This window comes from Brucella pituitosa, assembly GCF_965577835.1.
In the GTDB taxonomy this organism is placed as follows: Bacteria; Pseudomonadota; Alphaproteobacteria; order Rhizobiales; family Rhizobiaceae; genus Brucella; species Brucella pituitosa.
This window is the reverse complement of sequence record NZ_OZ264092.1, coordinates 2,063,610-2,076,366: the sequence shown is the minus strand read 5'-3', so window position 1 is coordinate 2,076,366 and position 12,757 is coordinate 2,063,610. Positions and strand designations below refer to the sequence as shown.

The following is a 12,757-nucleotide window of genomic DNA, read 5'->3' as shown; positions in this document are numbered from 1 at the left end:
GCATGGAAGCGGACTTCGTTATTATCGGCTCCGGTTCTGCGGGTTCAGCTATGGCCTATCGCCTCTCCGAAGACGGCAGACATTCGGTTATCGTGATCGAATTTGGCGGACCGGACATCGGACCGCTGATCCAGATGCCTGCCGCTCTCTCCTTCCCCATGAATATGGAAACTTATGATTGGGGATTTTCGACCGAGCCCGAGCCGCATATTGGTGGACGCAGCCTGGTCACGCCGCGTGGCAAAGTGGTTGGCGGCTCTTCTTCGATCAACGGCATGGTCTATGTGCGTGGCCATGCCCGCGATTACGATCACTGGTCGGAGAGTGGCGCGCGCGGCTGGTCCTATGCCGATGTGCTGCCCTATTTCAAGCGAATGGAAAACTCGCATGGCGGACAGGACGGCTGGCGCGGAACGGATGGTCCGTTGCATATTCAGCGTGGCCGACGCGACAATCCGCTGTTCAAAGCCTTCGTAGATGCAGGTCATCAGGCGGGCTTTGAAGTGACAGAAGACTATAATGGTCAAAAGCAGGAAGGCTTCGGCCCGATGGAGCAGACGATCCATAATGGACGTCGCTGGTCCGCTGCCAATGCCTATCTGAAACCGGCTTTAAAACGTCCGAATGTCAAGCTTGTCAAAGGCCTTGCACGGAAGATCGTGCTTGAGGGCAAACGCGCCGTAGGCGTCGAAATTGAAGCAGGCCGCACCTTCTCAACCATTCGTGCACGACGCGAAGTCATCATCGCAGCCTCGTCGATTAACTCTCCAAAGCTTCTGATGTTGTCGGGCATTGGCCCTGCGACACAGCTGAAAGAACATGGTATCGATGTGGTTGCAGACCGTCCCGGCGTCGGCCAGAATCTGCAAGATCATCTGGAAGTCTATATCCAGCAGGAATGCACGCAACCTATCACGCTCTACTCCAAGCTGAACCTGTTCTCAAAGGCGATGATCGGCGCGCAATGGCTGTTTTTCAAATCTGGAGATGGTGCCACCAACCATTTTGAATCTGCCGCCTTTGTCCGCTCAAAGGCAGGGATAGAATATCCCGACATTCAGTATCACTTCCTGCCCGTCGCCATTCGTTACGATGGTAAGGCGGCAGCGCAATCACACGGATTTCAGGCACATGTCGGGCCGATGCGGTCCAAATCTCGCGGCAGTGTTACGCTGCGCTCAGCCAATCCACGCGAAAAGCCGCGGATTCAGTTCAACTATATGTCGCACGAGGATGACTGGGCGGATTTCCGCCATTGCGTGCGACTAACACGAGAAATATTCGGCCAGGATGCATTCGCGCCCTTTAGTGGTGCAGAAATTCAGCCCGGCGCGAATGTGCAATCGGATGATGAAATCGACAACTTCCTCCGCGAACATGTGGAAAGTGCATTCCATCCTTGCGGAACCTGTAAGATGGGTTCAGTTGACGATCCGATGGCAGTGGTTGATCCTGAGTGCCGTGTTATCGGAATTGAGGGTCTGCGTGTTGCAGATTCGTCTATTTTCCCGCGCATAACAAACGGCAATCTCAATGGGCCGTCTATTATGACCGGCGAAAAGGCTTCCGACCACATTCTGGGACGCACGCCCCTGGCGCGCTCCAATCAGGAACCGTGGATTAACCCACGCTGGCAAGTTTCCGATCGTTGATGAAACCCGAGGAGAATAAAATGAAAGTACAACCCAAAGCCTCGCATTTCATCGGCGGCGCATTCGTAGAAGACAAAACAGGAAAACCACTTCCCGTTTTCTATCCGGCAACAGGCGAAGAAATCGCCAAGCTTTATTCGGCAACGCCTGATGTGATTGAAACTGCCTATGCAGCAGCACTCAAAGCGCAGGGCGAATGGGCAGCACTCAAGCCGGTCGAACGCGGCCGCATTCTGCGTCGCACTGCTGAAATCTTACGCGAGAAAAACAAGAAACTATCGAAGCTCGAGACACTCGACACCGGGAAAGCACTTCAGGAAACACTGGTTGCGGATGCGGCTTCTGCTGCCGATGCGCTTGAATTTTTCGGCGGCATCATCTCCGGTTTCAATGGTGAGTTCGTAGAACTTGGCGGATCGTTTGCCTATACGCGCCGCGAAGCGCTCGGCATCTGCGTCGGCATTGGTGCATGGAATTATCCTATTCAGATCGCTGCATGGAAATCGGCCCCAGCGCTCGCCATGGGCAATGCCTTTATCTTCAAGCCATCAGAAAACACACCACTCTCCGCGCTCGCGCTCGCTGAAGCCTATAAGGAAGCAGGTCTTCCCGATGGTCTGTTCAACGTTGTTCAGGGTTTTGGTGATGTGGGGGCAGCACTCGTCAATCATCGACTGACCGCAAAAGTTTCGCTGACGGGATCCGTCCCGACTGGCAAGCGGATCATGTCGCAGGCTGGCGAACATCTGAAGCACGTCACGATGGAGCTTGGTGGCAAGTCTCCAATTATCGTTTTTGACGACGCAGATATTGAAAGCGCTATTGGCGGAGCGATGCTCGGCAATTTCTATTCAACCGGTCAGGTCTGCTCCAACGGCACCCGTGTGTTCGTCCATACGAATGTGCATGAACGATTTGTCGAACGTCTTGTCGAGCGTACACGCAAAATCCGCATTGGTGATCCGCTGGATGAAGCGACCCAGATGGGGCCGCTTATCAATGGCGCACAGCGCGACAAGGTTCTGTCCTATATCGAAAAAGGCAAAGCCGAAGGCGCAACCCTTGCCTATGGCGGTGGCATTCCAAAACTGCAGGGATTCGACAAAGGCTGTTTCATTGAGCCGACCATCTTCACAGACGTGACCGACAATATGACGATCGCCCGGGAAGAAATCTTTGGACCTGTCATGAGCGTTCTGGAGTTTTCTGATGAAGCAGAGGTCGTTGCACGTGCCAACGATACCGAGTTTGGCCTGGCGGCTGGCGTCTTTACAGCCGACATTGCACGTGGGCATCGCGTGATCGGACAGATCAAGGCAGGAACCTGCTGGATCAACGCCTATAATCTGACACCTGTGGAAGTGCCATTTGGCGGCTATAAGCAGTCTGGCATAGGGCGTGAAAACGGCATCGCAGCTCTGACGCATTATAGCCAGATCAAGACCGTCTATGTAGAAATGGGCAAGGTCGACAGCCCTTACTAAATCTTTGCTTAGCCAAAACTTCAAAGGCCAGATAATATTAGTTGCAACTAATATTATCCGGCCTTCTGTATTTATCATGCCGCATTATATTTACGCCACAATATCGGTAGATAAACTCCGAATTGTCAAAAAATTGATCACTATATATCTTATTATATTGAATCTTAACGACTAATTGATTGCTATTATCGAATAAGCTGCGCCGGGAACATAACAATAGCCTCCCGCGACGGGGTACGAATGACAAAAGAGCTGTTTTTATCGACAGATATGGTCGATCCTGAAATTCGAGACGATTTCTGGCGTGACGCTGTAAAGCTGTTTTACGAAGTTTCATCGCTCGACGATGAAAATGAAAAAGGCTTTATCGGCACATTACGTTCTTACCCCTTCGGCAACATGCTGGTTGGCTCTACAACATTCAACAGTCAGCATTATGAACGTACAACGAATATCATCGCTCAAAACGGTCTTGATCATTATGTTCTTCAGGCCATGCTCGCTGGCACTCTGAGCGGTGACTTCAATGGCGTTGCTGTATCCGCGAAGCCCGGTGACATGTTCATTCTCGACATGGCGCAAGTCATAACAAGTCAAGCCGAAGCGGGCGCGCGTTTGACCATCATCATGCCGCGTCAGGAGCTTGAGAAACTTGTTGGCTGGCGCAACCTGCATGGCATGGTTCTCAGGGCCGAAGCTCCAACGACCCAACTCCTGTTCGAATATCTGCGTGGCTTGAATGATGTTGTTCAGGAACTTTCAGCGACGGAACTAATTGCAGCCAAGGATGCCATGTTGGTGCTACTTGCTTCATGCATCAAAAGCGCAGACAAAGGTTCGGTCGAAAGTGTCCCGATCAACCTGCCGATACGCAACCGTATCCTCGCCTATATCGACAAGAACATCACCAATCCGCTTCTGGGGCCCCATTCGATACAACAGCATTTCCGCATGTCACGTTCGCATCTTTATCGCGCCTTTGAGCCAGATGAAGGCGTCGCTAAGGTTATTCGCGACAAACGATCGGATCTTGCCTACCGGATTCTCATCGACAAAAACGGTAAGACGATTTCCTTGAAGGAAGTTGCCTATCGCTGCGGATTTCACGATAGTACACAGCTGACCAAAGCCTTTAAGGCCCGTTTCGGACTTACGCCCAAGGAGGCGCGTGAAGCTCAAGATACAACACCGCTGCAGAGAGCCGGTGAAACTCTGACTATTCATGAGCGTCTGTCCATGCAGGCCAAGAAGGCCGGCATTCTCTAAAACCACATCGAGAAAATTGTGCTTAGAGGGCGCAGCAAAACCGATGCGTCCAATCGATAGCTATCAGGCAATTGCCGCGCCGGTTCGCATGCTGAGCCAGCCAGAACCGTTTGAATAGGCCATTTGTGGGCCGGTGCTTGCATCGCTGACGAAAACCATCGCCCCTGCACCATGGGCTGCTGCCGATGGCAAATTTGCTATCGCAAAAGATGCAGGGCGTATCGGCCCGTCGACATGCAGACGAGTTTCCGGCCATATTGAGCCTACGGCAACATTTCCAGTTGCACGGTCAACCTTGACGGCTTCACGCCAATTGCCGACATCATCACCAACCTTGACGCTGAAATTATTGTCGCCATTGAGCCCCATCTCCGCATGCCCGGTCCAGCCTGACTGGAATAAAAGACTTGCCGTATTTGTGGCCGCCTGTTTGTTGACTTTGATCTGATGACCGGCGCCCGCATTGTTAAAGAGGCTTGCTTCCGACGAGATTGCAAAACGGTTGATTGCATCGGCTGTAGCCTGCACACCAAGCATGGACAGCGACAGGTTATCAGGCACAGAACCTGTGACTTCCCACGCGGAGCCATTGAACACCAGCAATCTGCCTTCATCCTCGACATAGGCAAGCCAGCCTTTTGCGACTGCGACAAAGGACCAGCCGTCATCAATGAAGAAGGCTATCATTCCTTCTCGTCCCGCCCACTGTCCGGTAGCTTGGCTCGCAACAATATGCCGCTCCCCGGATAGAGGCGTGATCGGCGCGCCAGTCTGCACCCGCGACTTCACACTGAGATGTACGACCGCATCAAGCAATCGCAGTGCCTCATTATGCGTGACGTGCTTCTGCGCCTGACTGGGCATGATATACGGAAGTTTGAGATTTGGTGTTTGATCCATAAAAAGCTCCTCGCGTTGGTAATGCGGGGAGCTTAACGGCTTTCAGGCAGAGGGGGATAAGTCAGCTTCCGCGATAAGTCGAATAAGACCAGGGACTGACCAGAAGTGGCACATGGTAATTACCGTCTTCATCCGCTATCGCGAAACGGATTGGTATCAGATCGAGGAAGGGAGGATTGGCAACGTCGGCGCCGCGCGCTTCAAAATATTCGGCAACATGAAAATGCAGCTCATAAGTACCTTCCTGCATTTCATTACCGCTCAGCAAAGGCTCATCTGTGCGACCATCGAGATTGGTCACAATACGTTTGATCAGTTCCGTCTTTCCCAAAGCTCCAAGCCGATAAAGCTCAATCCGCATTGCTGCCGCCGGACTACCGTGCGCAGTGTCGAGAACATGTGTGGATAGCTTGCCCATTTTGATCCTCAGATTTGCGTTTCGAAAGCCGGGATTGCCTCGATGCGATAGGCGACATCCGGAAGGAAATATTCCTCCAGATTATCCTCGTTGCCCGCACGGTCAACAATAAGAAAATCTGACGTCTGCTCAAGGGATACAAGCGGATGATGCCAGACATTACGCCAGTAGTTGACGCCCTGATCACCTCGCGCCAGAAACGCTTTCGGTCGCGCAGGCTTGCCTTCGACATCTTCTGCAACTACGACCAGAAACGGCCTGCCATTCAAGGGCACGAAAGCCTGCGATCCGAAAGGGTGTCGCTCCATCATCACGATGTCGACTGGAGCTGCGAAAGATTGTCCGCGAAAGATATTGATCAGAACACGCGCATCAGTACCGGTAGCCTCGACGCGGGCAAGATCGTGAAAGCGTTCCGTCGTGCCATTATTGATGAGACGCCGCTCAGCGCCGTCCACCTCTATGACATCCCCAAAAGGCGCAAAAGCCGCCTTTGTCAGCGGCTCAACTTCCAGCACTTCAAACTTCACGCTTTTCTCCCCACAAACCCATTTCACACGTTTCGAGACGCACTCTTACAAAGCTTTGCAGCCGACAGATTGTCAATCGCAAAGCAGTTTCAACAAAGTTATGAAAAAGGCCTAAGCCGTTCAAAGCATCAGAGCGGCCCAATTTAGAATGGACCGTTGTAGCCACTCTAATTGTTTGCTTTTTGCTCATCACTCCACGCAAAACCGCTTCGCACTTTTGCTAAAAATGCTTTAAACCGAAGATGAACCGGCAAACCAAAACGAGTTGGATTATTCAATGGCGCTTGATTTCGACGGCAGCTTCTCCCCTGAATACGGGGAACCGGTTGCCTTGCGTGAAGACCTGCTCCGCCTGACTGCGAATAATCCGAGCGCTTTTACATTTCATGGCACAAACAGCTATATCGTAGGGACCGATACGCTCGCCGTTATCGATCCGGGTCCAGAGGACGAAACGCATTTTCAGGCTCTTCTCGCCGCAATTGCCAAGCGTCCGGTAAGCCACATTTTTGTAAGCCATACCCATCGCGACCACTCCCCCCTTGCAAAGCGGCTGAAGGAACAAACCGGTGCTCTTGTCGTTGCCGAGGGTCCGCATCGCCCCGCCCGTCCTTATTATAGCGGCGAAGTGAACTTGCTTGAGGCGAGCGCTGATACCGACTTCGTACCCGATCTGGCATTATCAGATGGGGAGACGATAGACGGTGACGGTTGGGTGCTGCGGGGCATCCACACGCCCGGCCATGCAGCCAACCACATGGCTTTCGGCCTCGAAGGCACAGGCATCCTGTTTTCTGCCGATCACGTGATGGCATGGGCGACGTCCATCGTCGCGCCGCCAGACGGTTCGATGAGCGATTACATGGCTTCGCTTGAGAAGCTGCTTGAACGCGATGATCATATCTATCTGCCGGGCCACGGAGGTGCAGTCACCAAGCCAGCAGCGTTTGTGCGAGGATTGCGCGCACATCGTAAAATGCGCGAACGCGCAATATTGGAGCGGATTATTCAAGGCGATCGCACAATCCCGGACATGGTCAAAGCGATCTATCGCGATACCGATCCGCGTCTGCATGGCGCTGCGGCGCTTTCGGTACTGGCACATCTGGAAGATCTGGTCGGGCGCGGTGAAATTATCACTGATGGCAACCCATCCCTAAATGGTATCTATCAGCCGCGATGATCATTCAACATCGGCTGGTGCTTTATTGACCTCACCTTCGAGCGCGGACAAGAACTCGGTAATGAAAGCCGCATTCAGCCCCATGTCCCGCTTTCCATAACGTGACAAGGACCGCATATCGACGTAAGTGGTTTCGCCTTCATCAAGCAGACGGATAACCACATCGCTCTTCAAGCCAAGAAAAGGGCTGTGGGCCGTCGCAGCAAAACGCGTTGCATTCTGTTCCGGCAAAGGAATATCGCGACTAATTTGCGTCCAGCCAAAGGCTTTGAGGGTATTCTCAACCCCTTGCGCAACCCGATCTGGAGCTGCCGGATAGCGGCGTCCCATCACATCCGGATAAGCCGACATTTGCCCCAGCATATCGCCGTCGACGTCAACCAACAGCGGGTTCATACGTGGCAAGCGCGGCGGCATTGTCGATGGAAACTGCGGCGGCGTCTCAAAATCAGTTGTCAGATCATAAAGCCGTGGTGAGCCATACCAAAGAGAGCCTGCAAAACAGAGCGGCAGCAGCACCGCAAATGCCAGAAAACTGCCGCAGAAAGAGCGCGCACCGCCCTTATCGCCATTGACCCACAAATTACGCAGCCCTTTTGCTGCACATAGCAGCGCGAGTATCGCAAGAGCACCACTGAGTGCAGCAACCAGAACAAAGTCAGGCGTTTCCAGCCTGCCGAACCTGTGCAGGATAAGCCCCAGTGCCAAAAGCACGGCCGCAAATACGCCAAATCGCAAAGCCCAAATGGCTGAGCGCGACTGTCGGCGTTGATAGCGAAGTTTTCTCATGCAGGGTCCCAACTGCGTTTCAGAGTGCTTCCATGCATAACAGAGACAGCTCAGCCGCAAAAGAAAAAGGCAGGGCGCGCACTGTCAATTCATCCAGTTACAAAGAGTGAGCGGGAAAAATAGAGTGAAATCAATATAAAAGCTATTGCAGCAACTTCTAACGAAGGGCATGATCGCGTATATGGGGGCTTTTTTCGGATTCGTCGGAGAGGACGACATGGATCGCACCCTTCATAATGGCCATGCGCCAGCTACATCCAGTGCTGTTGAAGCGGAACAGGATGTCATGACGCTGGAAGCAGTCGAGCTTGAATTCGCGCTCGGAGCCATCGACGTTCTGATCGAAGGATTTGACACCGCCCTTGCCAAGGCAGCAGAACGTGTAGGCGGAGAAGTTCTGTTCAACATGCCTGCACTCGACACCAGTGAGGCTCAGCGCATTGGCGCAATTGCCATTGCAGGCCAGCCGCAGGATCAGGTTGTCTTTGTCACATTAGGCAATGACGGCACGACGCTTTCCGTTGCTCCACTGACTGGCGAGAATGCTTTGTTTGAAAGCCTTGGCCGCAACTATGCAGCAGTCATGAAAAGCCTGTCCCCAAAAGACAAGACTAACGGCGGTTGAGATCTCAAACCATCACTTGCTTGCGGGTGGCTTTGCAAGCGCCGCAGGCGCACCCGCGTGCAGATTATGTGCAGGCACCGGGTTAAGCGTCATGGACGTCTCAACATCTCTTAGCTTCACAAACTTCATGCCCTTGGCCTGGAGTGCCAGAATGCCTTTGGCCACGCCCTCACCTGCCGAGCGCGTTGGCTGGTTGATATGCGAAATGATGACATCACCATCGCGTGCAGCCGAAATGCGCCGTGCAACGACAGGCGCGAGCAGCGATGCACCCTGATCGCCATTCAATGAATAACCGCCGATTTTGTAACCCATGCTTTCCGCGAGTTTAACCGCATCGGTCGAATAGCGGGCCGTTGCATCACGATACCATTGCGGTTTTGATCCACCTGACTTCGAAATTGCATCAGCACCATCATCAATCTCTGAACGAACGGCATCAAGTGAACCTGCCGTTTTGATATTATACATGGTCTGCACATTGGTTATGGCTGGCACATGCATATTGCCGTGGTTCTCGATGTCGAAGAGGTCAGGATGGGCCTTCATCACCGCAAAGGCTTCCGCATTCTGCTTCAGCCAGCGTCCAGTGACAAAGATCGTCGCCGGAATGCGGTTCTGCACCAGCATATCAAGAATACGGTGATCCGTTTTCCCCATACAGGCATCGAGTGTCAGCGCCACTTGCGGCGCAGCTGCCCCACCCTTTGCGATACGTAATTGTGGTTCCACAATGCGGATTTTTTCGCTGTTTTCCGGCTGCGGCAGCGCGTCATATGCGCGGGCCGCAGTACTGAAACAAATAAGCGCGGCCCCCGCCGCAAATAACTGACGCAACATACCTGCCCCGATAAATAAAAGTTCTGGCAATAAGACTTACAGTCTACAGCGCCAGAACCAAAGCCGAATTATGGCAACTAATTTTAAGGCCCATCTGATTCAATCAGATGGGCCTTCTAAAGTCTTCACTTGACGCACATCTTATTCGAAAACTGTTTCACACTTTTCAGGATGCGCTATTGCGTGCTGCGGCTTGGGCTGCCGCCAGACGTGCAATCGGCACACGGAAAGGCGAGCAGGACACATAATCAAGGCCGGTCTTCTCGCAGAAAGCTATCGATGTCGGATCACCGCCATGCTCGCCACAGATACCGAGCTTGAGCTTGTCGCGTGTTTTACGTCCACGCTCTGCTGCGATCTGGATCAGTTCGCCCACACCGTCTAAATCAAGCGAGACGAACGGATCCTGCTCGATCACACCGCGGCTCTGATAAGTCGAAAGAAACGGAGCAGCATCATCGCGCGAAATTCCGAATGTCGTCTGCGTGAGATCGTTGGTACCAAATGAGAAGAACTCCGCCGTTTCCGCAATTTCAGCGGCCCGCAGAGCCGCACGTGGCAGTTCGATCATCGTGCCGACCATATAGTCAATCTGAACGCCGGCTTCGCTGATAACCTCTTTTGCCACCGCATCGATGCGCGCTTTGACGAAATCAAGCTCTGCCTTGAGGCCAACCAGCGGCACCATGACTTCCGGCACGACTGGTTCACCCGTCTTTTTACCAGCTTCGACTGCCGCCTCAAAGATCGCCCGCGCCTGCATTTCCGCAATCTCTGGATAAGACACGGCCAAACGACAGCCGCGATGGCCCAGCATCGGATTGAATTCGTGCAGACTCTCGGAACGCTCGCGCAGCTTGTCGGCATCGACACCCATAGCACTTGCCACTTCCGCGACTTCTTCGTCCGTGCGTGGCAGGAACTCATGGAGCGGCGGATCGAGCAAGCGGATTGTAACCGGCAGCCCCTTCATGATCTCGAACAGTTCGACAAAGTCCGAGCGCTGCATCGGCAGAAGCTTGGCCAAAGCCACGCGTCGCCCCTCCTCTTTATCGGCAAGGATCATTTCGCGCATTGCGATAATGCGCTCGCCTTCGAAAAACATATGCTCGGTACGGCACAGTCCGATACCTTCCGCACCGAACGAACGTGCTGTGCGGGCATCTGCAGGTGTTTCCGCATTGGCCCGCACTTTCATGCGACGTGTCTTATCTGCCCATTGCATCAGCTGACCAAAGTCGCCGGAAAGCTCTGGCTGCAACATGGCGACCGCCCCCTTCAGCACCTGACCGCTGCCGCCATCAACAGTGATAATATCGCCTTTTTTGAACGTCTGACCTGCAGCCAGCATCGTGCCGTTGCGGTAATCGACACGCAGCGATCCTGCGCCAGAGACACATGGCTTGCCCATACCCCGCGCAACGACCGCCGCATGACTGGTCATGCCCCCGCGTGTCGTCAGAATGCCTTCGGCCGCGTGCATGCCGTGAATGTCTTCCGGGCTCGTTTCGACGCGTACGAGAATAACATTGCGACCTTCAGACTTGGCCTGCTCTGCGTCTTCTGACGAGAATACAATCTCACCCGTCGCAGCCCCTGGCGATGCTGGGAGGCCTTGCCCGATGACAATACGCTCTGCACGAGGATCGATGGTCGGATGCAAAAGCTGGTCAAGTGCTGCCGGATCAATACGCAGCACGGCCTCTTCTTCAGTAATCAGCCCTTCGGCGGCCATTTCGACAGCCATTTTAAGGGCTGCTTTGGCCGTTCGCTTGCCTGAGCGGGTTTGCAGCATCCAGAGCTTACCCCGTTCAATCGTGAATTCGAGATCCTGCATGTCACGATAGTGACGCTCAAGTCGATCAGCGACTTTCAGAAACTCAGCAAATGCTTCCGGCATTACCTTCTCAAGCGACGGCTTGTCGGAACCAGCGGCAATGCGCGCCTCTTCTGTGATATTCTGCGGCGTGCGAATGCCTGCAACAACGTCTTCGCCCTGCGCATTGACCAGAAACTCGCCATAGAGCTTCTTCTCGCCGGTGGAAGGATTACGGGTAAAGGCGACGCCGGTTGCAGAGGTTTCGCCCATATTGCCGAAAACCATCGCCTGAACATTGACCGCTGTCCCCCATTGCGCCGGGATATTATGCAAACGGCGATAGGTGATGGCACGCGCATTCATCCAGCTTGAAAAGACTGCACTGATCGCACCCCAAAGCTGCTCGCGCGGATCTTGCGGAAATGGCGCACCCAGTTCTTCTTCGACCTTAGCCTTATAGAGCCCGATGACGTCCTTCCAGTCATCCGCGCTCAACGCTGTATCGACTTCGACACCAAGGTCGGCCTTCTTGTCTTCCAGAATTTCTTCAAAGAAGCCATGATCGACGCCCAAAACCACATCTGAATACATCTGGATGAAGCGGCGATAGCTGTCATAAGCAAAACGCTCGTCGCCCGCCTCGCGCGCGATAGCCTGAACGGTCTCATCATTGAGGCCAAGGTTCAGAACCGTATCCATCATGCCCGGCATGGAGGCACGCGCACCGGAACGCACAGAAACCAGCAACGGCTTTTCCGTGCCGCCGAATGCGCGACCGGTCAGCTCTGCAACATGGTCCAGTGCCTTTTGAACTTGTTCGTCAAGTTCATCCGGATAGGAGCGTTCATGGTCGTAATAGGAGGTGCATACTTCAGTCGTGATTGTAAAACCGGGCGGCACTGGCAGACCAAGGCTGCTCATTTCAGCCAGGTTCGCTCCTTTGCCACCCAGAAGGTTGCGATCGCTCGCAGCACCCTCTGCCTTACCATCACCGAATGCGTACACCCACTTCGCCATGCTGGCCTCCCTTGCGCAGGTAACGGTCCGCAATGTCTGTGCTTTTTCCACAGGCCTGCAGAAACTATCTTCGTGCTTATGCGATCAAGTCGTTACCTGCCAATCAAAAAAGACAAAGCACCGTAATAGAATCGATTAGACCTCACAGGTTAGCCATGATGCGCAAATTTAATTGCAGAGCCAGACAAATAGGGATTGTTTTTTTGCAATGGCTGACTGCGTGTTGAGCGGTTA

11 protein-coding genes are annotated in these 12,757 nt (G+C 53.5%); 5 read left to right on the top strand and 6 right to left on the bottom strand.

Going from position 1 to position 12,757, the window contains the following annotated elements:
• The first annotated feature begins 2 nt into the window (after positions 1 to 2).
• The 3 genes from betA to ACSME1_RS09960 all read left to right on the top strand — a co-directional run bounded on the left by betA (position 3) and on the right by ACSME1_RS09960 (position 4,402).
• The gene (gene betA / locus ACSME1_RS09970; RefSeq protein ID WP_024897238.1) at positions 3 to 1,652 is read left to right on the top strand and encodes a choline dehydrogenase; all 1,650 of its coding nucleotides are present in this window, start codon (positions 3 to 5) and stop codon (positions 1,650 to 1,652) included.
• Between the two features lie 20 nt (positions 1,653 to 1,672).
• Positions 1,673 to 3,136 (top strand): betaine-aldehyde dehydrogenase, encoded by a 1,464-nt coding sequence (betB, locus tag ACSME1_RS09965; protein ID WP_105534764.1) that lies wholly within the window; start codon positions 1,673 to 1,675, stop codon positions 3,134 to 3,136.
• Between the two features lie 240 nt (positions 3,137 to 3,376).
• The gene (locus ACSME1_RS09960) at positions 3,377 to 4,402 is read left to right on the top strand and encodes a helix-turn-helix domain-containing protein (RefSeq protein WP_024897236.1); all 1,026 of its coding nucleotides are present in this window, start codon (positions 3,377 to 3,379) and stop codon (positions 4,400 to 4,402) included.
• A gap of 63 nt (positions 4,403 to 4,465) precedes the next feature.
• On the opposite strand, the gene ACSME1_RS09955 is transcribed toward ACSME1_RS09960, so the two are convergent.
• From ACSME1_RS09955 to ACSME1_RS09945, 3 genes are all read right to left on the bottom strand, one after another.
• Complete coding sequence (locus tag ACSME1_RS09955; protein ID WP_105705306.1) at positions 4,466 to 5,302, bottom strand: DUF2793 domain-containing protein; 837 nt, start codon at positions 5,300 to 5,302, stop codon at positions 4,466 to 4,468.
• Between the two features lie 61 nt (positions 5,303 to 5,363).
• A complete protein-coding gene (gene uraH, locus ACSME1_RS09950; RefSeq protein ID WP_024897234.1) occupies positions 5,364 to 5,720 on the bottom strand; it encodes a hydroxyisourate hydrolase in 357 nt (118 codons plus the stop codon).
• Between the two features lie 8 nt (positions 5,721 to 5,728).
• Complete coding sequence (locus tag ACSME1_RS09945; protein WP_024897233.1) at positions 5,729 to 6,250, bottom strand: ureidoglycolate lyase; 522 nt, start codon at positions 6,248 to 6,250, stop codon at positions 5,729 to 5,731.
• Between the two features lie 277 nt (positions 6,251 to 6,527).
• Here ACSME1_RS09945 and ACSME1_RS09940 point away from each other — a divergent pair, with 277 nt between their 5' ends.
• Positions 6,528 to 7,433, top strand: a complete 906-nt coding sequence (locus ACSME1_RS09940; protein ID WP_105705308.1) for an MBL fold metallo-hydrolase — start codon at positions 6,528 to 6,530, stop codon at positions 7,431 to 7,433.
• Here the strand turns inward: ACSME1_RS09940 and ACSME1_RS09935 are convergent, their stop codons facing one another.
• On the bottom strand, positions 7,434 to 8,222 hold the full coding sequence (locus tag ACSME1_RS09935) for a DUF1499 domain-containing protein (protein WP_100559512.1): 789 nt from the start codon (positions 8,220 to 8,222) through the stop codon (positions 7,434 to 7,436).
• Positions 8,223 to 8,439: 217 nt separating this feature from the next.
• Between ACSME1_RS09935 and ACSME1_RS09930 the strand changes: the two genes are divergently transcribed.
• Positions 8,440 to 8,847 (top strand): hypothetical protein, encoded by a 408-nt coding sequence (locus tag ACSME1_RS09930; protein WP_024897230.1) that lies wholly within the window; start codon positions 8,440 to 8,442, stop codon positions 8,845 to 8,847.
• Between the two features lie 12 nt (positions 8,848 to 8,859).
• Here ACSME1_RS09930 and ACSME1_RS09925 read toward each other — a convergent pair whose 3' ends face one another.
• Positions 8,860 to 9,687 (bottom strand): polysaccharide deacetylase family protein, encoded by an 828-nt coding sequence (locus ACSME1_RS09925; protein WP_024897229.1) that lies wholly within the window; start codon positions 9,685 to 9,687, stop codon positions 8,860 to 8,862.
• A gap of 166 nt (positions 9,688 to 9,853) precedes the next feature.
• Positions 9,854 to 12,523, bottom strand: a complete 2,670-nt coding sequence (ppdK, locus tag ACSME1_RS09920; protein ID WP_105705310.1) for a pyruvate, phosphate dikinase — start codon at positions 12,521 to 12,523, stop codon at positions 9,854 to 9,856.
• Between the last annotated feature and the right edge of the window lie 234 nt (positions 12,524 to 12,757).